At 27.3% G+C, this 23,828-nt stretch carries 22 protein-coding genes; all 22 read right to left on the bottom strand.

Annotated features, from left to right (window positions below; all coding sequences use genetic code 11):
* Positions 1-34: 34 nt before the first annotated feature.
* Complete coding sequence (locus OWK30_RS09470) at positions 35-1,105, bottom strand: type I restriction endonuclease (protein ID WP_423325899.1); 1,071 nt, start codon at positions 1,103-1,105, stop codon at positions 35-37.
* Positions 1,106-1,188: 83 nt separating this feature from the next.
* Entirely contained in the window at positions 1,189-1,800 is a 612-nt protein-coding gene (locus tag OWK30_RS09465; RefSeq protein WP_423325897.1) for a tyrosine-type recombinase/integrase, read from the bottom strand.
* Positions 1,797-2,003 carry a hypothetical protein gene (locus tag OWK30_RS09460; RefSeq protein WP_423325895.1) on the bottom strand — a complete coding sequence of 69 codons (207 nt, stop codon included), beginning with the start codon at positions 2,001-2,003 and terminating at the stop codon, positions 1,797-1,799. The genes OWK30_RS09465 and OWK30_RS09460 overlap by 4 nt, the downstream gene beginning before the upstream one ends.
* Positions 2,004-2,038: 35 nt before the next feature.
* Complete coding sequence (locus OWK30_RS09455) at positions 2,039-3,616, bottom strand: methyl-accepting chemotaxis protein (protein WP_423325893.1); 1,578 nt, start codon at positions 3,614-3,616, stop codon at positions 2,039-2,041.
* A 14-nt stretch (positions 3,617-3,630) separates the two neighbouring features.
* Complete coding sequence (locus OWK30_RS09450; RefSeq protein WP_423325891.1) at positions 3,631-4,119, bottom strand: hypothetical protein; 489 nt, start codon at positions 4,117-4,119, stop codon at positions 3,631-3,633.
* Positions 4,120-4,136: 17 nt separating this feature from the next.
* A complete protein-coding gene (locus tag OWK30_RS09445; RefSeq protein ID WP_423325889.1) occupies positions 4,137-4,667 on the bottom strand; it encodes a hypothetical protein in 531 nt (176 codons plus the stop codon).
* Between the two features lie 20 nt (positions 4,668-4,687).
* Positions 4,688-5,215: a thermonuclease family protein gene (locus OWK30_RS09440; protein ID WP_423325887.1), complete on the bottom strand. Its 528-nt coding sequence runs from the start codon at positions 5,213-5,215 to the stop codon at positions 4,688-4,690.
* Positions 5,216-5,235: 20 nt separating this feature from the next.
* Complete coding sequence (locus OWK30_RS09435; protein ID WP_423325885.1) at positions 5,236-8,094, bottom strand: hypothetical protein; 2,859 nt, start codon at positions 8,092-8,094, stop codon at positions 5,236-5,238.
* 28 nt (positions 8,095-8,122) lie between these two features.
* Positions 8,123-9,067, bottom strand: coding sequence for a hypothetical protein (locus tag OWK30_RS09430; protein WP_423325883.1), 945 nt, complete (start codon positions 9,065-9,067; stop codon positions 8,123-8,125).
* 252 nt (positions 9,068-9,319) lie between these two features.
* A complete protein-coding gene (locus OWK30_RS09425) occupies positions 9,320-9,670 on the bottom strand; it encodes a hypothetical protein (protein ID WP_423325881.1) in 351 nt (116 codons plus the stop codon).
* A 221-nt stretch (positions 9,671-9,891) separates the two neighbouring features.
* Entirely contained in the window at positions 9,892-11,112 is a 1,221-nt protein-coding gene (locus OWK30_RS09420; RefSeq protein ID WP_423325879.1) for a restriction endonuclease, read from the bottom strand.
* Positions 11,072-13,600, bottom strand: a complete 2,529-nt coding sequence (locus tag OWK30_RS09415) for a DNA cytosine methyltransferase (RefSeq protein WP_423325877.1) — start codon at positions 13,598-13,600, stop codon at positions 11,072-11,074. The genes OWK30_RS09420 and OWK30_RS09415 overlap by 41 nt, the downstream gene beginning before the upstream one ends.
* A gap of 114 nt (positions 13,601-13,714) precedes the next feature.
* Complete coding sequence (locus OWK30_RS09410; RefSeq protein ID WP_423325875.1) at positions 13,715-14,326, bottom strand: tyrosine-type recombinase/integrase; 612 nt, start codon at positions 14,324-14,326, stop codon at positions 13,715-13,717.
* Positions 14,326-14,529 (bottom strand): hypothetical protein, encoded by a 204-nt coding sequence (locus OWK30_RS09405; RefSeq protein WP_423325873.1) that lies wholly within the window; start codon positions 14,527-14,529, stop codon positions 14,326-14,328. Before OWK30_RS09405 ends, OWK30_RS09410 begins: the two co-directional genes overlap by 1 nt.
* Before the next feature lie 11 nt (positions 14,530-14,540).
* The gene (locus OWK30_RS09400) at positions 14,541-14,807 is read right to left on the bottom strand and encodes a hypothetical protein (protein WP_423325871.1); all 267 of its coding nucleotides are present in this window, start codon (positions 14,805-14,807) and stop codon (positions 14,541-14,543) included.
* A 15-nt stretch (positions 14,808-14,822) separates the two neighbouring features.
* Positions 14,823-15,350, bottom strand: a complete 528-nt coding sequence (locus OWK30_RS09395; protein ID WP_423325869.1) for a thermonuclease family protein — start codon at positions 15,348-15,350, stop codon at positions 14,823-14,825.
* Positions 15,350-15,979 carry an Nmad2 family putative nucleotide modification protein gene (locus OWK30_RS09390; RefSeq protein WP_423325867.1) on the bottom strand — a complete coding sequence of 210 codons (630 nt, stop codon included), beginning with the start codon at positions 15,977-15,979 and terminating at the stop codon, positions 15,350-15,352. The genes OWK30_RS09395 and OWK30_RS09390 overlap by 1 nt, the downstream gene beginning before the upstream one ends.
* A gap of 47 nt (positions 15,980-16,026) precedes the next feature.
* Positions 16,027-18,252 (bottom strand): SF1B family DNA helicase RecD2, encoded by a 2,226-nt coding sequence (gene recD2, locus OWK30_RS09385; protein WP_423325865.1) that lies wholly within the window; start codon positions 18,250-18,252, stop codon positions 16,027-16,029.
* On the bottom strand, positions 18,252-18,623 hold the full coding sequence (locus tag OWK30_RS09380) for a hypothetical protein (RefSeq protein ID WP_423325863.1): 372 nt from the start codon (positions 18,621-18,623) through the stop codon (positions 18,252-18,254). The genes recD2 and OWK30_RS09380 overlap by 1 nt, the downstream gene beginning before the upstream one ends.
* Positions 18,624-19,035: 412 nt before the next feature.
* A complete protein-coding gene (locus tag OWK30_RS09375) occupies positions 19,036-21,195 on the bottom strand; it encodes a methyl-accepting chemotaxis protein (RefSeq protein WP_423325861.1) in 2,160 nt (719 codons plus the stop codon).
* 454 nt (positions 21,196-21,649) lie between these two features.
* Entirely contained in the window at positions 21,650-22,234 is a 585-nt protein-coding gene (locus OWK30_RS09370) for an IncC plasmid conjugative DNA transfer DtrJ family protein (RefSeq protein WP_423325859.1), read from the bottom strand.
* Positions 22,227-23,765 carry a type IV secretion system DNA-binding domain-containing protein gene (locus OWK30_RS09365; RefSeq protein ID WP_423325857.1) on the bottom strand — a complete coding sequence of 513 codons (1,539 nt, stop codon included), beginning with the start codon at positions 23,763-23,765 and terminating at the stop codon, positions 22,227-22,229. Before OWK30_RS09365 ends, OWK30_RS09370 begins: the two co-directional genes overlap by 8 nt.
* Between the last annotated feature and the right edge of the window lie 63 nt (positions 23,766-23,828).

Here is a 23,828-nt window from a genome sequence, read left to right as displayed (position 1 = left end):
ACTCTTTTTCTCAATATGCAGTAGGGTTAAAATTTCATCTAATCTCAATGGATAAATCATTTTCTTTATATCCAAAAAGCGATATAATGCTTTTAGAAAGCTTGACAATACTGTTAGCACTAAGATTTGTTTCCACATAAATATCTGTGTTATTTATCTTTTTTGGGATTCTCAATTCATTAGGATTTCTTGTAAAATATGGTCTTTTCCGTCCTCTTAAATTAAAAACCTTATCAAATTGCCCTCTATGATTGGAAAGAATAAGGTTAGTTATTTTAATCAACATCTCTCTCCACGAACTCACAGGATATCTGGTTCCTTTTAAAGCAAACGCTATAATTGATTTCCCACTAACTTTTACTGAAAGTGGGTGAGAAATTTGGTCAGACGATAATTGCTCAAGATTTGACACTTCTCTTTTAATCTGGATTACTGCTCTTTGATTAACTTTCATCAAAAACTTTTCTACTATTTCGTTATCTGGCTTATAACCACATAATTTTTCTGTTGTATCTGCCAAAAGTTCAACTAAAAGATCATCTGGTTCTGTTATTATCTTGTTCCAAGCTTTTGGTAGTGTTTCTTCTATCAAATAATGTTTTTGTCTACTTTTATATAGATTTTCTGCATTCTCTATTGCTCTATCAGAGATTACATTTGCTTTTGCTAAAAAATCTTCAAATTTATTTACAATGTCCTCACTATTCTGGTCAAATATCTCGATTGTATAAAATTTCCTTTGTTCCCAGCTTCCTTCACGTAATGGCAAATAGAACCACCAACTAATCCCATTGGTTAATATTGCAAGTTTTACTCCTTCTTGAAAAGAATAATTTAAAAGTTGTTCTTGATGTTTTTCTAAATCTTCATTAACTTTTTTCACCTCAATGAATACCTTATTTCTTCCATTATGTCTAAGAGCATAATCTACTCTTTTGACACCAACAGAATATTCAGGATATATTTCATCTATATTAAAAGGATCCCATCCTAAGGATTTCAGAATCCTTAATATTACAACTTGTTTAGTAGCAGCTTCATCAAAAGAGATAAGTCGTCTGTTTTTCTTAAAGTCATTTATCAACCTAAATAATTCAGCATTCATTTTTATCAACTCCTTTGTGCCTTATTCAGATAGTTCGTTCGTATCCTGCTAAATTTCGACTTTAATGTTTTTAACTTTTTTATTCATACCAACCCCTTTTCTTTCATAACCTGTTCTAACTCTTTTCCTGTAACAGACAAATATATCGAAGTATTCAAAATACTCGCATGTCCCAAAAAATACTGAATATGGTTTAAAGGTATCCCAACATTTATAAGTTCAATTGCTTTTGTATGCCTTAATACATGTGGATGTAATTTATCCTCACTTATGCCTGCTTTTTTACCAATCTCTTTCATTTTAGCGTAGAAATTTTGATATTTCAATTTAAACACTTTACCTCTCATATCTGGATATTCGGAAAGGTATCTTAGTAGTTCGTTTATAAGCTCAACAGGAACAGGAATTGTCCTGTAAACTTTCTTTTTTCTTTTTAGTGTTAAAAGTTTTACTCTTGAATATCGATAATCAATATCTTTAATGTCATCTATATTTAAAACTTCGCTTACCCTTGCGCCAGTGTATTTAAGAAACAAAAAAGTCAGCCAATACCTGCCGGCACTTTTCCTACGATAAGCATTATCATAATATTGTTGAAACTCGGCAGTTAAAGCGTTTATCTCCTGCTCTGTAAGAAACTTGATTTTACCAGCAGATTCCAAAATTGTCGGAACGTTATAAGGAATTAAACTCATTGCTCCTCTTTATTTTCAAACTTGTTTGACCTTTCAATATCAGGCTTGTGTTTTTTCCATACCTTTTCAAAAGCCTCTTCCATTTTTATAGCCATATCTTCAGCTGGAGTATCGTCCTCTTGAAAATCTTTTAAAAATTTTGCAAGACCTTTAAATGATTTTAAATTGTTAGTTCTTCTATTTAAATCGTCTTTTTTATTCATATCTGCCTCTCTTATTCTTCTTGCACAATAGCCGTTTAATCAAATTTTAATTTTTTCACTTCATTCTTAATAATATTCAACTGATTAATAATTCCTTTCATTTGATTTACAAAATTACTAACTTTTTCAATATTGAACCTATTTGTTTCAACAATGGAACTTGTATTTGAACTGATTTCATTAAATGTCGACGACTGTTCCTCTATTGCCGCTGATATATTTGTTATAGCATCATTGATAATTACTATATTTTCTATTAAAATATCAATTTTCTCAGTGATTATTTCATTTTGATGTTTTGTTTGATCAAATGATTCCAAACTATCATCCATCTCTTCAGTAGATTTATTCATATTCTCCGTTATCTGTTTCACCTGATCTTCTATTTCCTTCGCTGATTTTACTGTTTTATCTGCTAACTTCCTCACTTCATCGGCTACTACCGCAAATCCTCTACCATGTTCACCTGCTCTTGCAGCCTCAATTGCTGCATTCAACGCTAAAAGGTTTGTCTGATCGGCAATATCTGTTATGATAGCAACAAATTCTTTTATATTTATAATCTGTTTTTCTAAATCATTATATGTGCTTTTTAAACTTGACAATTTCTCAGTCAATTCATTTATAAACCTTTTGTTTTCATCTAAGGTTTCTTTAACTATATCAGAATCATTTTTTGTAGTTTGAACTTTTGTTGTAATATCATTTAAATTACTTGCTATATCCTGTATAGTTGTGTTGCTTTCCAGTATGGCTGATTCTATTGATTCAAAATTTAATTTTTGATTGTTTAATCTATTTAGCACATCAGTGCTTTCTTGGTCTAAAGTTTCGCTTTTTCTTATAATATCAGTGATTTTTGTTACAATATTTTTAAATAAATTACCCAACTCATTAAAAACTATATTTAATGTTTCATTGATTTTTCCTATCTCATCCTTCCTATCAACTGCAATTTGCTTTGTAAAATCCCCTTTTTTGTAATTATCAAGACTGTCTTGTAGTGACTCTATTCTTAGAATAATAAATTTCTTGAAAACAAAAGTAAAAAGCATTATAAACAGAATAGCACCAGTCAATGAACCGACAGCAAAAGTTATAAATAGTTTGTTCAATACGGGATTTACAAATTCTTTTAGATATGATCCGCTGGTAATAATCCAGCCCATAGGTTCAAAATATTTATATACAACAATTTTTTGTCCATTCCAATCATATTTTACTACACCTTCTCTATTTCTTACCATCTCTTTTGCAAAGTCATATTTTGTCATATCCGTACCAATTAATTTATCATTTGGATGTATTATCATAGTTCCCTTACTGTCCATAATATATAAATATCCAGTTTTACCCACCTTGATAGATGTTAATTTTCTGCTTAATTGTTTGATATCACTACTGTCAAACTTACCGTACGTTTTATACCAACTCTCAAGTAAATTATGAACTATTTCTACTTCAGCTTTTAAATGGTTAACGGTAGACTCTTCCAATTTGTTTTTTATAGAGTAATAAGATATTCCAAAAACAGCCAAAGATATACTACCTAATGTAATAATCACTATAAGTATTAAGACATAAAATAACGAAATGTTTTTAAAGTTTTTCATCCTATTCTCCTTTTTTATTTTGTATTTCTTAAAAATAGAATTAGTTTTTTAATATACTCGTTAAAATTTTTTTTACTAGACCATGGTAACCTCAATTCATCATAAAAAAAAAGCTTATTATATAGTACAGATAAAATTGTTTCATCAATAAGTTGGAAACTATATTCTATAAAATTATCATAATTTACCCATGTGTTATATAATGCTAACCCTAATGGGTTATATTCTTTATTTAAGAAAATAAAATGATTATCTTTTATTTTTGTTATTCCATATGGTAAATATATTCTAATAAAAGTTTTTGTTATTATGTTTTCATGATCTATAAAAGTAAGATATAATCTAAATCTTTCTAAAATAGTTTCTAAAGAATCTTCGTTATCATCAAATAATTGATTTTCAACAAATTCCTTATTCTTTACTATAGTGTTAGATATCAAAGCGATTAATGTATTTTTAATTTGAATGTTATGTTTTAAGAGCTGTAAATCTTTTACATCCATTTCTATGCTTTATCCTCCTATATTTTATAAAAAAGGTATTTATTACTATCCTTATTTAAAAATAAGAGTAAAAACAGGTTAATTTCCTTAAAAGTTTGCAAATAAGCTATATATTTTTGAGTTCTTATTTTTAAAGCTTCTATATTTTCCGCTCTTGCAATCTGAAGATCAGGATTACTTCCCAGAACAATTTCTTTATAAATACTGTAGCGAGGATCATGTAAAAGCGATAAAATGTTTTCTTTATTTGTTATATGTGAAAAATAAGTTTTTAGTAGATAAATTTTCATTTGTAGTTCAGATAAAGCTTGTGACACGGCTTGAAATGATAAATATTGTTTAGCCTCAGCGAAAATAAGAGAATTATTATTTTTGATTACAACATCTATTTCAATTCTTCTTGTCCCAAATTTGTTTTCAATTTTTTCATCTAAAGTAAATGCTATCCGTTTATATTCTTTTATATGAGTTTGTAAATTAAACTTATCTTTTAATACTTTTTTAGCCTTATCATATAACCATTGTTCTCCACTTTTATTATTACTCATAAGCTATTTCCTTTATGATATTACTGACACAGACATTGCATTACTTTGTAATCTATACCCCACAACCCCTTTCTTTCCCTTTTAGCTTTCTCAAGTAAATCATCAAGAACCTCTGGATACCTCGCTTTTTTATATATACAAGCATAACCGTCAGCAATAATGTCAAAATTATATGGTTGCTCTGCACTTTTTCTATAAACCACAGCAAGACTGCGACTATAATAACCTTTACCATAAAAATCAACTTCAATGTTTTTGCTGTTTTTGAAGTATTTTTTTGCATAGCTGGTAGCCATTTTTCCTAACCTGATTATTCTGTTTTTAGATACATCACATTTCATTGCATCTTTTTCAAGTTTTTTGGATGGATATTTTTCTGGAGTATCTATCCATAATAATCTTAATTTTAGTTTTCTATTATAATTGTTTTTAATTATAAAAGTATCTCCATCTGAAATTTTAACTAATCTAACAACATCACCAGCATATACTAATGTAGTTGCTAATATTAGCAAAGTTGATATTATATAAAGATTATTAAAACTCATTTTTGATTTGATATTTTTATTCATCCTTTTGTAAAAAGTCGCATTTGTATATCTGTTAAAACAGGAAGTTTTTTATCACATTTTATATCACTTTTATTATTTTTTTCTTCTTTTGATATCTTTACTTTTGCCAATTTTTCTAAAATATTTGTTAAAGTATTATAATCAATTTTATCATTTTTGTTTGTTGGTATAAGAGTTAAATCATAAATCCCAAAACTTTTATATAAATTCCAATTTGTGTAAGCATTTGTTTCCGTTAAAGTTTTAATTATTGTTTCTAATGCATTATTTTTACAATAAGTAGGTATTTTTGAAGAATATCTTAAAAAAATTTGTGGAACAGGCAATTCTATCTTGTTTTTATCTTTTATATTTTTTATAGTAACATTAGTTACTGTTTTTTTAAATAATAAGTTATAATGTAAGTTGTTTTTTAAATTTTCCAATAGTTCATAAAGTTTCCCATCATTGTTTAATTTAAAGCCTAAAAGAATTATAAAATCTGCCCAGGTTGATGTTTGTATGACTAAAAATTCAAAGTTTGCAAAATAACCAATAAGATACTCTTTTACAGAATTACAATCATATGAATCAATTTCATCTTTTTTGATTAAAAGCTTTATAACTTCATGGGTTAAATTTGTTTCTTTTCCTCCAACTGTAATAATAGTATGAAAAAGATTATAATAAAATTTAGATTTGAAATTTGGAGATAATAGTTCTTTATAAATTTCTTTATATTCTTTATCCAAAGTTAATTCAATATTTATTATTATATCATTTTTATCAAAAAAACCTATTAATTGATTGTCAATGTCATTATAATTGTTATTTTCTGATAAAATATCAGATAAAAGTTTTTTGTAAAATTTCTTTATATTACTTTCATTTATAGTATTAAATAAATTATAATTAAAATGATATATAATATGACCTACTATTTCATATTTGTAGTAAAATATATTTCTCTGTTGATTAGAGTTTTGTTCTGAATTATTCGTTTGATTTGAATTTCCTCTTTCATTACAAATACTAATTATGTTATTTATTTTATGAAAAACTTTGTTGAAATAATTATCATGATGGTCTTCAAAATTTTTGTCTTTTAAATTGCCTAAAAGCTCGTAGTTAACTAAATTATAGGCTCCAAAATTCAAAAAAGTGAAATTTTTATAAACATTATCTTTCTCTATGAAATTATAAATATTGCTATAAGAAAAACTATCATTATCAAATCTCATCTTTAAAAAACTTATTTTTAATAATCTAAACTTAGTAGTTTCTTGTAAAAAACTTATAATACTATTTTTAGATTCTGACTTGGTTATGTTTCTAGCATTTTCATCTATATTACGAATTAATTCGTTATAATCAATGTCTGTAAAGTCAACAAAATCTAATAGATTTAAAAAATTGGTAGTAATTCTTCCCTCTTTAAAAGAAAACCTATTGAATTGTTCATTATCTAAAAGTTGTTCAAAGTTAAATTTTTTTGCTTTCTCTATAATTTCATGAATTAAAAATCTCTGAGCAATTAAATAATTATGTAAGATATTTAATGGATAGTTATTAGTAGAATTATTATTATCAGAATTTTTACTGTTAGAAGCTTTTAAATAATTATTAAAACCAATCTTTTCATTCAAATTTTTAAATAGTAGTTCCATAGATTTAGTTATTATTCTGTAAATTTTAATGTCTGTAAACAAAAATTCTTTTGATTTTTGTGGACTGTTTTTAATTATGGTTTCTTTGTATTTATGTAGCAAAAAATACTTTAACTTATCCTTTATTTCTAAAAAACTTTTATCTTTAATGAATTCCAAAGATATTATCAATCTTAACCATATTAAATCATTTCTTGGTTCATAAAGGTTAATATCAGAGTCAAGTTTAAATTGAGAAAATATTAAAGAGTTAAATAAAGGTAAATAGTATTCCATACCAAATATTTTAGTTAAATATGAATCAATAAATATGTCATCATATACTTGAGCAATAGCTTTAATATCTATTGATAAATTTTGTTTTATTATTGTATATTCAAGTTTTATAAGTAAATCTTTTTTGATATCAAAATATTTTTTGACAAATTCATTAGAACTCTCAAAGTCAACATTACGATATTCTAAATTAATCAAATAATGTAAAGCCTCATGTAACATATTTATCCATAATGAATGTCTATTTATAATAAAATATGAGCTATCTATTAACAATAAATCATTTTTATCTGATTCTAATATAGATTTTTCAATAAACATATTTATATTATTTGAAGACCAGTTAAAAATTACATCGGTAAAATTAAGTTTATTTTTATGATCTTTAATATCTGTATTATTTGTGTAAGTTTGTATTTTTGTTTCTAATATTTTTGCTTTATTAAAAATATTGAAATGTAAATAGTTCATAAAAGATACAACTAATCCTTTTAACCATTCATAACTTTTTAGTTCTTGTTTCGTTCTATATAGCGTAACTGTTGGAAAATATATGGGATAACAATCTAATATATAATTAATTTTTCTTTGAAGAAAGGATAATTGAGTCGAAATAATATTAGATAAAACATTTATTTCCAATAAATTGTTATAAAATATCTCCAAATTTTCTAGTTGTTTTGGTAATTCATTGAATATTTTAATTAAATTTTCAGTGTTTTTAGAGATTCTAATCGCCAATTTTCTCAACGTAGAAAATGCATATCTTATTGATTCTCTATTATTTATATCATTTTCATCTTTACTACAATGTTCAAGTGTAAAAAATGTATAATTTAAAAAAGTAGTTTTTATTTCTTGCAATAATATGTTAATATTATGTTTTAGATCTAAATAAATAATTTTTTCTATTAAGAAATCATCTTTTTCCATATTAACCCTCATAAAACAACTAATACAATTATGTTGCTTGTGAAAAGATTATCTTAATTAAACTATATAGTTTTTTTTCATCAGAAATAAGTTTATTCAAACTTTCTTTCAGTTCAATATTTAGTATATCATCTTTAATTAGTTTATAATATATTACAACATCTTCAATAAGCTTTTTTAATTGTATAAATCTTAATAAAATTCTTAAAATTAATATAAATATGATAAAATATATCAAAAAGTGAATTAAAATAGAAAAATACTTGAAGTTTGAGGAACTCAAGCATTGATATAAATTAAAAGAATTTGAAAGATTCAAATATTGTGAAATATTTGAATTTTTGTATGTATCCTTGTATATAAAAAGTAAAACAATAACCATTATTATCTCAACACAGTAATTGTAAACAAAATAACTTTGTTTTTTCATCACTAAATATAATTCTTTATATTTTTCCATAAAAATATTTATAATATTATAAACTTCATATTTTATTAAAATTCTATTTGATGTAGATATTTCAAATCTGGATAATTTTATTTTTTCTTCTTTTTCATATTGTTGCGGAAAATGAATTTCATAAGTTAATATATGTGAATTGTTAATTTTATTAAATGTATATGTAAAATTTGGTTTATTTTTATTAATAGTATTTTCACGTATTTCAATTTTTATTTCTCTATTACTATAAAGCGAAAGTCCACAAGAATTTAAAAACATAATAACTAAATGAATTAAAGATATTACGATAAATATAGTTAAAATTAATAAAATCAGTGGTATTATACTGTCCAATATAGAACTAAAAACATATATGGCTTTACTGCTCGAATAATCCAGATATGATATTTTTTGGAGAAAGGTTAAGATTAAACTTTTTATTTTAATTAGGAATAAACTATTATGAAATTTTGATAGATAATCAAAAAATTCAACAAGGATTGAACAACTTTTTGATGCTAACAAAGTCATAATAATAAATAATTTTTGAGAAAGAAAGTTGGCAATACTATAAATTAAGTCAAAATATAAACAATATAATCCTGTAGCAAACAATACAAAATCTACACTTTTAATGTCTAAAAAAGAAAAGAATTTATTGCAAAAGTTCTTGTATAATAACAACATTTAAAGCTCAAGCCTTTAAATAAAACCATAAAAATCTTGATAACTTAATATAATTATTTTTATACAAAAAGTTTTCTATAATTTTAGGTTAAAACATTATAGTTTAAATACTCTTTTTATAGCAGGCATATTAAACCCATGGCCTGAAGGAACTGTACTAAAAGTGGATTCATTTTCACTTTTAAAAGTTGATAGTAGCATTTGGGATAAATCATTTGATGTTTCAAGGTAACTAATTCTTCTGTTCATAGAATCTATATCATTTTTTACTTCTTTTACTGTAGATTCAAGACCTTTTATATCATTTTTTACTTCTTTTACTGTAGATTCAAGACCTTTTATATCATTTTTTACTTCTTTTACTGTAGATTCAAAATTCCCCATTCTTTCTTCCATGCTTTCTAATTTCTCCATAATAACTTCTAAAGTGATTTTCCTTTTTTCCATATCTGCCTCCCTAATAACCTAACCCATTCCCCTCCCCAAAAAAAATTGGAAATATTATATAAAAATAAATTCCAGAGTCAAGTTTTTCTAAACATAGTATAACAAAACTGCTATTCACAGATATAATAACAAACAATAATTTATTACTCATCTTTGAGTTAAACAGTTATTTTCATCTGCAATATCCTTACAATTTTTGTTACAGAGCCCAAAGTTTTCCTTTAACGTATTCCAATATTTTCAATATAGAATTTAGCTATTTTATGTTTCAAATCTTCAAAAGTATCAGTAGGTAAAAAATAATTAGTTTCTAATCCTATATTTAAGACCTCAACAAAAGATTCTTTTGCATAATTTTTTAATTCATTTAAATAATCGTATTCTATAGTATCTAATTTAGATATTAAACAAATCATTTGGTAAGATTTATCTATATAGCGTAAATTACCATTAGGATGTGCTCTACGATAGTGTTGGTCTGCTGTTAATGCAATTAAGTTTTCTACTTTATCTGCTAACTCAGGAAACTCATTTTTTGGAAAAATATGATGAATATAAATTGTTCTATAACTAGGAACAGGAAATCTATGTATTTCACTATATTCTTCTAGTTTTTTAACATAATTCATAGCTTTTTTTATTTCATATTCGTATCTTGCTTCACTATTACCAATCATAAGAGAATTATTAAACTTTTGTATAAATTCTTTACGAGTTATATACTTATCTTTTTTAATATCTCTCCAATTAGGTCTGTTATAAAGTAAATCATCAAAATTAATAATATTTTTTGATATGTAACCTTTTATTGCTCCTTGCTTTCTATATTTAAAAGATAACGGATTTAGTATTTTAGGAAATATTCTATTAACTTCTAATTCTTTATTAATAGGAGTATGTTCAATTATAAAACTACTAAATGTTTCTTTCAACACTTTAAAGTTCTCACTATCTTGTCTTTTAAAAAAATTATTAAAATATATCCATAAATCACTATCTCGTAGAACTTTTTCTAAATATTTTACGATGAATACTAAAGAATTTCTATCACTATAAGAAATAAACTCCAATATATCTTTTTCTAATATTTTATAAGAATTAACTCTACCATTAGTTGATTCTTCTAACACACCTGCGTACGATAACATTTTTAAAGGCTGAGAAAAAAATTTATCATATTCATTTGCAGCGTTTTCATTATTAACTGATGGTTTATTAAAATATGATGTAATAATATCATTAGCATAATCATAGTTCATTAAATCGTTTCTTGTAAAAATTTCACGATTTTCATTAGTTACATAATTTACTATAATATCTGCAATAACACTAAGTACATCAGGAGTTACTTTTTGATCCATAAATCTTGCATTTCCTGATATTCTTATATCATAATTTTTACTAGATAGAAGTTGTTCTATCTTTTTCACTACTCTCTTCATTTCTTTTCAACCTCCCAAAGAATTTAACAGATGTTTTATCTATATTAAGACTTCTAGTTCCAAAATTTTTTACAATTCTGTAAAAATCTCTAAATTCATCGCTTGAAAAGTATTCCAAATCTTTTTTACTTATTTCAATATTTTTTTTTGGTATTAAGATAGCAACAGATCCATCTACGATTGTATTTTGAGGTAAAAATACTGCTCTCGTAAAAGGTGTTAAATTAGGGACTAATACTACTTTTTTATTTAAAAATTCACTAACTTTCAAATTAGATATATCATCTATATATCTATCATAATTATCCATATTAACTATTTTATTATTCCCAATATTCCTTGCTTTTAAAACTCTATATTTACCGTAAGTTTTTAACATTTCTTTTTTTATTTGCCTATCTCTAAAAACATCAAATATATTTAATTCCAATTTGCTAACTATTCTATCAAAAAATTCATCTCTATATATTAACCATATATCAAAGTTTTTATCACATACATAATCTTGTTTTTTATAATAAACTTTATTTGTTATATAACTTTCAATTTCAACAATATTTTTTCTAACATTTTTATTTTCAATAAGTATACTAATAGTTTCAATTCTCACATCAAAAGCATTTTCGCCAAAATCAGTTATTTTTAATATTTTTTTCTTTGATAAAAGACTTCTTGTTAAGCTGTATTCTGGAGAACTTAAAAAACTTTTTGGAATTATTAAAGAAACATATTTAGCAAGAGTTAAGCTTTTTTCAATAAAAAAGATAAAAATATTATTAGTTTTTGTATTAACAACATTTTTTTTATAGTTTTCCAACAATTTTTTATTTTTAACTATTTTTTTAAAAGGGGGGTTACCAACTATTATATCATATTGTTTTTTAAATTCATGTAAAAGAAAATCACTATGTATAATATTTATTTTAACATTCTTTCTATGATTTATCTTTTGTAAAAGCAATTCAAATATTTTGATAGACTTTTCATCAATATCAACAGCATCGATCTCTAAGTCAGCATACTGATATTTCTTTATTAACAAAGGAATAAAATTACCAACACCAATAGATGGCTCTAATACTGTTATTTTATTTTGTTTTAATTGTGGTAAATCTTTAATTAACGAATAACAAATTTTACTATCAGTATAATATGCCGAATTTTCTAGTCTTTGAGTATTTGATAATTCTGCTATCTTAAATAAAGTATCTAAATCGTATTTAGATATATTATTTTTTAAAAAAATATACAAATTTTCAAATTCATATAAATTTTCTTTTTTAATTAATTCCAATATTTCTTTTTTATTTAAAATTAATTCACTTGTTTTCTGTATATATTTTTTACCTATTTGTTCAATTATGATAGGAGGAATTGCTTCTCCAATACATTGTCTAATATTCATTTCATGTTCTTTAAGAAATTTTACTTTTTTATCATAATCCCAAGTGTTTACTACACTATCATATTCAGTCCATTTAAAATCTTCGGGAATATTCATCATCCGCATTAATTCTCTTATACTGAAAACTCTGTCATCTTGTGGATGGATAGTATTTTGAGAGGCTAATATATCATTCCGGGTATGAACACAGGGAGCAACTTTATCCCAATATTGTCTTTTATATTTATCTCCATTTTTATTTTTGTTAAAGACTATTTTGCCATCTTTAATTTGATGAGGTCTTTTATATGGTTCTTTATTATCAAAAGCACTCTGCCCCTCTTTTAAGTCTTTAATCCATTCTCTCATATAACTTTTATAAGGACGAAAATTATGATAAATATCTTTTTCCCATATTTCACCCATATTCTTTAATGATGGTAAATCACCAATAACTTCTCTTAATGTTTTTTCTTTTGAATAATCTGGAAATATATCGAGAGGAGTAAAATTTAAGTCTTTTCTAACTCCTATCACAATAGTTCTAGTTCTACTAGAATTTGCACCATAATTTTTAAGATTAACAACTTGATATTCAATTAAATAATCTGTTGCCAAATTCACTTCAATTGACTCTTTAATTTTTTTATCTTTATTATCTAAGTCAGTACATATAGAATTCAAAAAGGTTGCAACATTTTCAAATATAAAAACTTTTGGTTTTAATTTTTTTACAATTTCTATACTTTTAACTATTAAAGAATTTCTTTTTATTTCACACTTTTTTTTATGGTTTACAACACTCATCCCTTGACATGGAGGTGTGGCAATTATTATATCTATTTCATTAACATTTTCTTTATCTTTATACCATTGTACCACATTAAATAATTTTTCCAGTACTTCTTTTTTTGAAAGATCACCATCGATATAGCCTGATTCATATTTACACTTTTGATTAACTTTTTGAATATCTAGTCGTTTTGAGATATACTCAACTGTTGCTATACAATCAAAACCCAACTTATTTAATGAATAACATCCAATTCCTGCACCACTGAATAAACTTATATACACATATTTATTCTTAACTTTACTTTTCATTAAACAACCTTTTTAGTTTTTTTTTTAATAAAAGAATAAATGTTTTTCAATATTGTTTATTAAGATATTCGTTTAATATTATCTTTAAAATTCAATTTAAGTTTATTATTTTGCTCATATTACCCCCTTGTCTTTCATAACTTCTTCTAACTCTTTACTTGTAACAGACAAATATATTGAAGTATTCAAAATACTCGCATGCCCCAAAAAATACTGAATATGGTTTAATGGTATCCCAACATTAATTAATTCAATAGCTTTTGTATGCCTAAGTACGTGGGGATGCAATTTATCCTTACTAATACCTGCTTTTTCGTCATTCTCTTTCATTTTAGCGTAGAAATTTTGATATTTCAATTTAAACACTTTACCTCTCATGTCTGGATATTCGGCAAGGTATCTAAGGAGCTCGTTTATAAGCTCAACAGGAACGGGAATTGTCCTGTAAACTTTCTTTTTTCTTTTTAACGTTATAAGTTTCACCCTTGAATATCGATAATCAATATCTTTAATGTCATCTATATTTAAAACTTCGCTTACCCTTGCGCCAGTGTATTTAAGAAACAAAAAAGTCAGCCAATACCTGCCGGCACTTTTCCTACGATAAGCATTATCATAATATTGTTGAAACTCGGCAGTTAAAGCGTTTATCTCCTGCTCTGTAAGAAACTTGATTTTACCGGCAGACTCTAAAATAGATGGGACATTGTAAGGGACTAAACTCATTATTTTTCTTTATTTTCAAGATTGTTTAACTGTTCAATATCAGCCTTATGTTTTTTCCATGCCTTTTCAAAAGCCTCTTCCATTTTTATAGCCATATCTTCAGCTGGAGTATCGTCCTCTTGAAAATCTTTTAAAAATTTTGCAAGACCTTTAAATGATTTTAAATTGTTAGTTCTTCTATTTAAATCGTCTTTTTTATTCATATCTGCCTCTCTTATTTTTCTTGCACAATATATGTTCCATTAATAATTACTGACTTACCGTTTTCATCAATGAAATAAAGACTACTGCCCCTTCTTTCTATATTGAATCTGCCTTCCCATCTTTTTATAATTTGGCCATTATCTGCATAAAGTATTATTTCTCTTTTAATTCCAATGGTTTCAGCTTTAAAATCCTTTAATTTCTTCTTTTGAGATTGTGTGCAACTTATAGCAAATATTGAAATCAATAATACTAATATTAATTTAGCTCTAAGCATACTAACCTCCTATTGTTATTCGCACAAACATTGCATTACTTGATAATCAATACCCCACAACCCCTTTCTTTCCCTTTTAGCTTTCTCAAGTAAATCATCAAGAACCTCTGGATACCTCGCTTTTTTATATATACAAGCATAACCGTCAGCAATTATGTCAAAGTTATATGGTTGCTCTGCACCTTTTCTATAAACCACAGCAAGACTGCGACCATAGTAACCTTTACCATAAAAATCAATTTCAACATTCTTGCTGTTTTTAAAATACCTTTTGGCGTAGCTTGTGGCCATCTTACCCAGTCTGATCATCCTCTTTTTACTAACTCCGCATCTTCTTGCATCTTTTTTCAGCTTCTTTGATGAAAATTTCTCCGGTGTATCGATCCAGATTAGTCTGAGTTTAACTTTCTGATTCTTTTCGTTTCTAACAATAAACGTATCACCATCGCTAACCCTTACTATCCTTGCCAACTCACCAGCGAATACATTACCTATAAGCAATAAAATTATATATATAATCATTAAATATTTTCTTTTTCTCATCAGCACACCTCTCTTTTATCCACAATAGAACTTGACAATCCACATGAATACTTACTGTATAATTTTGGCATACCTTGAACACTTTTCGGTAATTTTCTAACGAAACTTAGAAATTCTCTTATAACTGTATCAGAAAAATTACTTTTATATCCTCTCGTAACAATTAATTCTTGTAAACTGTCAGGTAAATTTATAGCATTAGAACCAAAATAAACAAAGTTTGTTGATATTAACACATACTTACCAGATAAATCACGTTTTTTGGTTTCTATGTTTTCACTACCATCTTCATTTGAGTGTAATGAATAAAGCTGTTGAAACTCACCGTTTCCCAAAGGTTTATAAATATTATCACCTAATCTTTCTTCAAATTTGATAGAATCCATCTTTGGCTTTTTTCTTTCAAATCTCGGATCATTAAAATATTCCTCAAATGTTAATTTTTCATTTACCTCCATCGCAAAAACAAACTTATTACTATCTGCTTTAGGTGAAATACCTATAATAAAGTCACCTATGTCAGCCGCACTACGTATTCTCGGTTTACACGTTGCCAATGTGCAATACCCCCAGAATGGATTTGGAGCAAACCCACTGTCATAAGCTATAATATAAGAAAATAACCTCATTTTCCCTCCTTTTGTTTTTTATAGTGGTAAAATACCGGCAAAAAATATTAAAAACAAAAAAGTTCTTTCAACCATGTGTTTCTATATCTCTTTGAAATATTTTTGCAAGCTCTTACAAAAGCATAAGGCTCACCAATAATATGAACCCCTATTTTAGCCCTCGTGATAGCAGTATAAAACCATTGGTTGTCAAGCATAATGTAATTACTTAAACTTAAAGGTATTATTACAATCTTAAATTCGCTTCCTTGTGCTTTATGAACCGTTAAAGCATAAGCTAAATCAATTATATCCCCCATTTCAAGAAAATCATAGATTACAATATCGTTTGTTACTGTCTCCACATAAACATTTTCATTGTCATGATCAATTCTCTTTATAACTCCTAAAGTCCCGTTAAAAATTCTTTTACTGCTAATATCTGAGTCATCCAATACCGGCATATCTTTGTTTTTCAAATGAACAACCTTATCGCCTACACAATACCATTTGCCATTCCTTTCAAGTTTGTCATATTCACTTTTCATTTCAGGAGGATTTAATATTCTTTGTAATTCTATGTTTAAATTCTCTATTCCTAAAAGTCCTTTTCTTTGTGGAACTAACACCTGCAAATCAGCAATCAAATTTTTAATCCCGTGTTCTTTGTATATGCTTGTAAGCTTCAATATGTATTGAAGAATTTTACTGTTTATATCTTCTCTTAACTTTTTAAATTCCTCATCATTCATTTTCTTTTTCTTTTCCCAATATCCTTCTATTTCTACAGGAATAAAATCCCAGTCTTTGTATCTTTCTTTGTAACCATTAGGAACGTTACCTTGTCTGATTGTATTTGCGAAAAAATTGATCACACTGTCATTTCCTTGCCTATATATTTTATCAAGCTTAACAGAAGGGATCATGCCAGTGTTGATTATATCAGAAAAAACATTTCCAGCACCTATTGGAGGCAACTGAGCGTCATCTCCAACCATTATAAAGATAGAGTCATCAGATATAGCATTTATCAAAGCATAAAACAGTCCTACATTAACCATTCCTGCTTCATCTAAAATAATGACTTTATAGGGTAGGGGATTGTCTTTGTTATATTCAAAACCATTGCCAGTAAATCTTAATAACGAATGAATAGTATAAGCAGGAAAACCAGTAACGTTAGCAAGCCTTCTTGACGCTATACCACTCATAGCACAACCAACTATCTCTCCCTTAAATAAACTATTCAATATGAGTAAAATAACTTTTGAAACTGTTGTTTTACCTGTTCCTGCGTATCCTGATAAAGCAAATATTTTGCTGTTTACCGCTGTCAATACCGCTTCTTTTTGCTTATCTGATAAGCGTATCCCTGATTTATGCTCAAAATACTTTATAAATTTTCCAATATCGCTGTCACTAAAAAAGTTAGTTTTTATGTTAGCCCTTTTAGAAATGAAATCGAAAATTTTTTCTTCAAGTTTTTTATAAACACCTAAATAAACTCTATCACCATCAACCTGTATGTTAGGATCAAGTGTTATTGCTTGCTCAAACAGGCTTTCTATATCAACTTGCGCATCCAAACCTAATTCATCTTTCAGCCTATCCAAAAAATAGCCGTAATCAAGATATGTGTGTCCATTCTCATTTGACTCTTTTTCTAAGATGTATTGACTACAAGCTTGAACCCTAAAGGGAGAATCTACTTCAATCCCCATACTTTTAGCGATCTCATCAGCTTTTTTAAATCCTATGCCTGTCACTTTTGTTAAACAGTAGGGATTGTTTCTGATTTCTTCAATCGCTTTTTCGCCAAACGTATTATAAACTTTTACTATCAGGTTTGATGTTGCACCGTATTGTCCGAGAAACTTTGATAATTGTCTTAAATGGCTGTATTTCTTCCATGACTTGAGGATTTTTTCTAACTTTTTCTCTTTTATCCCTTTTACTTCCATTAACAGGTGAGGCTTTTCTTCAATGACAGTTTCAAGCTCATCGCCGAATACTTCTATTAAGTGTTTTGCAAGTTTCTCGCCTATACCAGAAACTATTTTAGTCAGAAAGAAAAACAGTTCATTAGACTGCATTTCAGCATAATCAAATTGAAATACTCTACCATATCTATCCGTTGTCCAATTGCCATAGAATTTATATTTTAGACCAGTAATGTCACCGTTAAAACTATCCGTGATGTGACCTTTAACTACAATTTTGTTAGCTAATTGAATGATATAATATGATCCGTTATTAAATATAACTTTTTCTACTTGTCCAATAATACAAACCACTAATTCTCCTCAAAAGGTTCGCAACGATTGACATAATAGACTGTATTATCGTTTAGAATAATTTTATCGTTAATTACTCTATAGCTTTCTTTTTTTATAAGTTTTGTTTTACTTCCTATACCGCCAGAGCAAATCAAACTATATTTTCCAGTTATGACTTTGCTTATCCTTAGATAATCAGAATATGTCGCAAATAATAAAAGTGCGCACATTACAAAAAGGGATAGAATTGTAATTAAAATTATTTTCTTCCATGAATACTTTGAGAGTATGAGTCCAGCAATTATTCCACACATGCCTATTGTAAGCGCAAATAGCAATAAAATAAGCATTGGATTCGTTAATAAAATTTTAATTACTTTCAATTCCATTTTTACCTCACTTATACTTTTTGTCTAATATTTTTTCTAACCAATTAACAGCTTCCTTTTCTGTTTTAAAAGTATCAGAATCAAAGTAATTAGACATGCCCTCTGTTTTCACTCATAACTATTATATTATATTTTATAATCTCATATTTATAAAATAAGAAATTAAATTAAAAAAACAAGCATAATTTCAATTTTAGTTTGTAAATTAAGTATTTTAAAAGCTACAGTTCTAACTATGAGAAAAGAAATATTTGCTTATATTTAATAAAATTCCAAGTCAGTTTTAAATTATCAAAAAAATATCACATTCATTGATTAATACAGTATGTTTATCTAGCAGATAAGAGAATAAGATATCCCTAAGCTAGCTTAAAAATCTTTTATAAAAAAGTTAAAGTTAACATTAGTATAGTTAAACTTTAAATTTTAATAATAAAGAATGTAGTTCATTAATGTTGTCTTTCATTATCAAAACTGATTCTATTAATTTATCTAGTAATTGAGTATCCGAATCAATATCATTAATAACTGATTGTATAGAATCGTTTACAGATGCTATAGCAATAGTTTGTTCATCAATAGATTGAAGTATTATTTCACTGGAATTATTTATATCCATAATTAAATTATAGAAATGTTTAAAAATTTCATTTACATGATAAATCTCAATTTTACCTTTTTCTACACTTGACAGAGAAAGGTCCATTTGCTCATTAGCTTCTTTAGTTTCAGTTTTTAGTTTAATAATAATTTCTTCTACTTCTTTGATAGCTTTTTGAGTTCTTTCTGCTAATTTCCTTACCTCATCTGCCACTACAGCAAACCCTCTTCCATGTTCACCGGCTCTTGCTGCTTCGATGGCTGCATTGAGAGCTAATAAGTTTGTTTGGTCAGCTATGTCATTTATGACATTTAAAATCTCAACAATTTCCTCTGATGATTTATCAAGATTATTCATAACGTTTGATAACTTTTGCACATTTTCATTAATAGTATCCATATATTGCACAGATTGGTTCACAATAGTTGTTCCTTTTTCTGTTTCTTTAAACAAAATTCTAGTTTTATTAACATTATCTTCTACATTACTTTTAACATGTAGTGAAGTCGTATTCATTTCTTCAATTGCTGAAGCTGTAGAGGCTATTGCATCTTTTTGATTTTTAAATGAAGCTGTAAACTGGTTTCCATACTCGTCTAAAGATTTACTAATTGATTCAAGTGTTTTTTCTTTTTCTTTTATATTTATTACGATATTTCTTAGCTTATTAATAAACTTATTAAAATGTTGAGCTACTTCAGCAATAATATCTTTACCACTAATATCAAGCTGTTTAGTCAAGTCTCCTTCTCCTTGAGACAATTCAGCTAGTTTATTAGTTACTCTTCTTAATCTACTTATAACACCTATTACTACAAAGTAAGAGACAAAAGCTGTTATAATCAATAAAACTATAGTAAAGATGATAACCATTTTCATGTCGCTTTTCATATCATTTAAAGCATCAGCTTTTTTAATTGTTATTTTTTTATAAATGTCATCGAGATATACTCCTGTAGCTATTACCCATCCTAATTCTGGTATTCTTTTAGCAAAAGTAAGTTTAGCAACAGGTGTTTTTTCACCAGGTTTTGGCCACTTGTATTTTACAAAACCATTTTTCCCATTCATTGTTGATTCTACAATTGCAGTAAAAACATTTTTCCCGCCTTCTGCTACATTAAATTTTTCAGCAGTAAGTCTTTTACCTACAATTTGAGGTAAGATAGGATGCATGACAACTTTTGGTACAGGTAATTCATCATTTAATACAAAAAAGTATCCTCTACCTCTATCATAACGCATTTTTGCGATATACTCTAATATTTGTTTTTTAGTTTTTTGGATAACATCATCTATATAAACTCCAGTACCTAATATCCATCCCCAAGGCTTAAATAGCTTTACGTAAGAAAGCTTTGGTTGAGGATCTGTGTTGCCAGGTTTTGGCCAAAGGTAATCAACAAACCCTTCACCTTTTTCTCTACAAACTTTAACCATTGCAACAAAAAGGTTTTCACCTTTACCCAAAGCTACGTTATACTTAGGATTATTTAAAATCTTTCCATCTAAAGATGGAACAATAGGATGCATAATCATTTTTGGAAAGGGTAGTTCATCATTGTTTATCCATATATATCCAACACCTTCATCATAACGTAATGTTTTTATTAACTTTTTAGCTCTTTCTTTTGCTACATTTTCTGTAACTTCTCCTTTTCTATATTTATTATACTCAGTTTCCAAAATATGGTATGCCATTTCTATGATATTTTTTAAACGCGTACCATAGTATTTTTCAATGTATTTTTTATTAGTAGATTCTCTATAAGTTGTATATGCAAAATGATAAGCAGATTCAATATGATCTCTGAGAGTCTTTTTTATATGTTCTATCTCATTTATCTCATAATCTTTTATTTGTTTATTGAAAGTGCGTTTATTATCAATATAAAAAAATATTGAAATTGACAATGTAGAAAGAAATACAGCGAAAAATACTATTAGAAATATTTTTGTTTTAAATTTCATATAATACCTCACAAATATTATACTGTGTAAGTATGAATTCTATTTGTTATAATATTCTATTTTTTCAAAAGATGTCAAACATAATTTTTTGGAAACATCTCATTTTTTATTGCTAGTTTAATTTATGTATGCATATCAAAAGTTACATGTTGTTGTTTATGAAAAAATTTTCTCGAAGTTCAAGTTTCCATCAAAACTCATAAATTGTAGTTTTAAAGGAACCTGTCTTAATGCAAAACGGATGTTTTGTAAGAATGAAGAAAATGTCTTAATATAAATAACATAAAACATGGTTTTAAGAAAAAATGGTATAGTAATTTTTTTGAGACCATGAAAATTTCTTTTATTACTAAATATGCACATTTTTATTTTAACGCTTTAGAATTGAATTTAAAAATACTTGGGAAACTAATATAAGTACTTTATTATAACAAAACCTGAGATAACTACAGTTTTACAATTTCCCAAGTGGTATATTCGACCTCATAAAAAAGATTATTAAAAACGATATGGCAGGCACTCCATAAATAAACAAAAATGGATTAATAGGAAGCGGCGAAAATAAATAACCGAATATAAACAACAACTTCGCCGATAACGCCAAATTCTTAACCCAATGAAAACCTAAAGCGCTCACTATACCAAACTCCTCTTCCTTCCTCTGATACCTGATCTTACCTTCCACAAAACCAATTATTACGGCTATAACAAACAGCGGCAACATAAATTTATACATGTAACCCCTTATTATTACTAACTGCATCATAGGCTTAAACCAACTTTCTATACCAGAATACGCTCTCCTTAAAGCTCCCTTCATAAAATTATCTACATTGTTGATCACGTTTATAATTGCTTCAATATCTTCTCTGTCTGCAACCATTTTAAAATTCTCTTGCTCCTTTACCAGCAAGTTCCATTGATAGTTGGGATTTTGATTAAGCTTGTATTGAAATATAAAAAATTCGCCTGCTATTGTGACAAGCAGCAAAAATACAACCCAATACCTAAAATTACTTATTGTTGCTATTTCAGACATATTCCAACCCCCTGTTAATTTCTATTACTTTATCCATAAACTTATGCTCTATCTTGTCTGATATTAAAGGTATTCTAACCTTGTAAGGGAGTCTTCCTTGAGTATACATAAACACTTCGCCTTTTGGTAGTGACGTAAGCAACTGGGGTTCTACTAACTCTACTTCTTTATTTATTAACCTTTCGCCTGCATTTGTTCCATAATATATTCCGTTGTCGCCCACATCTGGACTTACACTTATTGTTTTCATTCTTTCTTTGATAACAGTTTTGCCAAACATCTCCGAAAACAGTTTGGCAACCTCTATTTCCGGCACTCTGAAGAAAATTTTATTGTTTGTGTTAGCAAGTATCTGCATTGCCTTTGGTTCGCTAACAACACTTTCAACGTCTTTGCTTGTTTGCATGGCAAGAGTTACTCTGACGCCTGCTCCACGAGCTTTGTTTAGTAAATCTACATATCCATCGAAAATTACATTGTAAAATTCATCTACGAATACATTTAAAGGAAACTCAACATCAGGATAGTGAGCATATATTGAACCAACATAAAATAGTAAATCCTGCAAAGCCATTCGGCCGACATTTCTCGCTACCTGATTGTCAATCATGGAACTTAAATAGAAATAAACCACTCTGTTTTTATTAATAACTTTCTCAAATGTTATATCCGATGGTATTGTCGATAACAAATCTCCAACTTCACCGTGACTCAAAGAAGCTAAAACGGGCTCGAGTGAAGCTGTTACTTTAGCAAAGTGATCTCTCGGATGACTTTCAATCTTTTTAAGGTATTTTAATGCAGGCTCAAGTTTTGTTACTATTGCTTCATCATTATTCATTTTTGCTTCATTGTATCTTTTTGTAAACTTTGTCATCAATTCTTCAAAATCAATAAGAGAATATCTATGTATTGACCTGATAGTTGGTTTTTCATCAAGAGATAAAAGGGCTGATGTAATTCCCAGTATCAAATTCCATGCAAAATCAGCATAAAAAGGTTCTTCGCCTATATCCATTATGGACCTTATTCTTGACGCTATATCTGTGGGCTTTGAAAAATTTTCAAGAGGGTTATATGTGCTACTGCTTTTAGGATGTGCAAGAGAAAAGAACATAAAATCATTTTTCCTACCAGCCTTAACGCATATATCATATACTCTATCAACAAGCTGATTATCGCCCTTTGGATCAATTATAACAACAGGTTCATCCCTAAGAACAGCCTGACCAATAAGTAACTCTAAAGCTCTTGTTTTACCTACGCCGGTTGTTCCCACAATTGCCGTATGCGTGTTTAACTCTTTAGTTGGGATATAAACGTTTTTTTCCTCTTTTTTACCAACTCCATGTATCAATGTTAGTCCGTCGCTATTAAAGTCCAAAAAATCATCAAGCCTGTTCATGTTTTTTAGGTCATACATTTTTTGAACATGATCGTTTTGCCAAACAAATCCTTTACCGATAAACACTTTATCTTTCGGTATTTTTCCTTTTTGTAAACTGACAGTTAGTATATTGTTTTTGCTCATTTGCTTTAGGAAGGAAGAACGCTCCATATACCTATATAATCTTGTAAAGGACAGGAGTATAAT

This window comes from Deferribacter abyssi, assembly GCF_049472655.1.
GTDB lineage: Bacteria > Chrysiogenota > Deferribacteres > Deferribacterales > Deferribacteraceae > Deferribacter > Deferribacter abyssi.
Note: the sequence above shows the minus strand (reverse complement) of the source record. Positions and strands in the feature narration are given on the sequence as shown.

Coding starts and splice junctions, on each gene's coding strand:
- OWK30_RS09460 (WP_423325895.1), bottom strand. CDS start 2,003: ATGAATAAAAAAGACGATTTAAATAGAAGAACTAACAATTTAAAATCA.
- OWK30_RS09470 (WP_423325899.1), bottom strand. CDS start 1,105: ATGAATGCTGAATTATTTAGGTTGATAAATGACTTTAAGAAAAACAGA.
- OWK30_RS09395 (WP_423325869.1), bottom strand. CDS start 15,350: ATGAGAAAAAGAAAATATTTAATGATTATATATATAATTTTATTGCTT.
- OWK30_RS09430 (WP_423325883.1), bottom strand. CDS start 9,067: ATGACTTTGTTAGCATCAAAAAGTTGTTCAATCCTTGTTGAATTTTTT.
- OWK30_RS09425 (WP_423325881.1), bottom strand. CDS start 9,670: ATGGAAAAAAGGAAAATCACTTTAGAAGTTATTATGGAGAAATTAGAA.
- OWK30_RS09380 (WP_423325863.1), bottom strand. CDS start 18,623: ATGGAATTGAAAGTAATTAAAATTTTATTAACGAATCCAATGCTTATT.
- OWK30_RS09455 (WP_423325893.1), bottom strand. CDS start 3,616: ATGAAAAACTTTAAAAACATTTCGTTATTTTATGTCTTAATACTTATA.
- OWK30_RS09445 (WP_423325889.1), bottom strand. CDS start 4,667: ATGAGTAATAATAAAAGTGGAGAACAATGGTTATATGATAAGGCTAAA.
- OWK30_RS09465 (WP_423325897.1), bottom strand. CDS start 1,800: ATGAGTTTAATTCCTTATAACGTTCCGACAATTTTGGAATCTGCTGGT.
- OWK30_RS09450 (WP_423325891.1), bottom strand. CDS start 4,119: ATGGATGTAAAAGATTTACAGCTCTTAAAACATAACATTCAAATTAAA.
- OWK30_RS09420 (WP_423325879.1), bottom strand. CDS start 11,112: ATGAAGAGAGTAGTGAAAAAGATAGAACAACTTCTATCTAGTAAAAAT.
- OWK30_RS09410 (WP_423325875.1), bottom strand. CDS start 14,326: ATGAGTTTAGTCCCTTACAATGTCCCATCTATTTTAGAGTCTGCCGGT.
- OWK30_RS09415 (WP_423325877.1), bottom strand. CDS start 13,600: ATGAAAAGTAAAGTTAAGAATAAATATGTGTATATAAGTTTATTCAGT.
- OWK30_RS09370 (WP_423325859.1), bottom strand. CDS start 22,234: ATGTCTGAAATAGCAACAATAAGTAATTTTAGGTATTGGGTTGTATTT.
- OWK30_RS09375 (WP_423325861.1), bottom strand. CDS start 21,195: ATGAAATTTAAAACAAAAATATTTCTAATAGTATTTTTCGCTGTATTT.
- OWK30_RS09390 (WP_423325867.1), bottom strand. CDS start 15,979: ATGAGGTTATTTTCTTATATTATAGCTTATGACAGTGGGTTTGCTCCA.
- OWK30_RS09400 (WP_423325871.1), bottom strand. CDS start 14,807: ATGCTTAGAGCTAAATTAATATTAGTATTATTGATTTCAATATTTGCT.
- OWK30_RS09440 (WP_423325887.1), bottom strand. CDS start 5,215: ATGAGTTTTAATAATCTTTATATAATATCAACTTTGCTAATATTAGCA.
- OWK30_RS09365 (WP_423325857.1), bottom strand. CDS start 23,765: ATGAGCAAAAACAATATACTAACTGTCAGTTTACAAAAAGGAAAAATA.
- OWK30_RS09435 (WP_423325885.1), bottom strand. CDS start 8,094: ATGGAAAAAGATGATTTCTTAATAGAAAAAATTATTTATTTAGATCTA.
- OWK30_RS09405 (WP_423325873.1), bottom strand. CDS start 14,529: ATGAATAAAAAAGACGATTTAAATAGAAGAACTAACAATTTAAAATCA.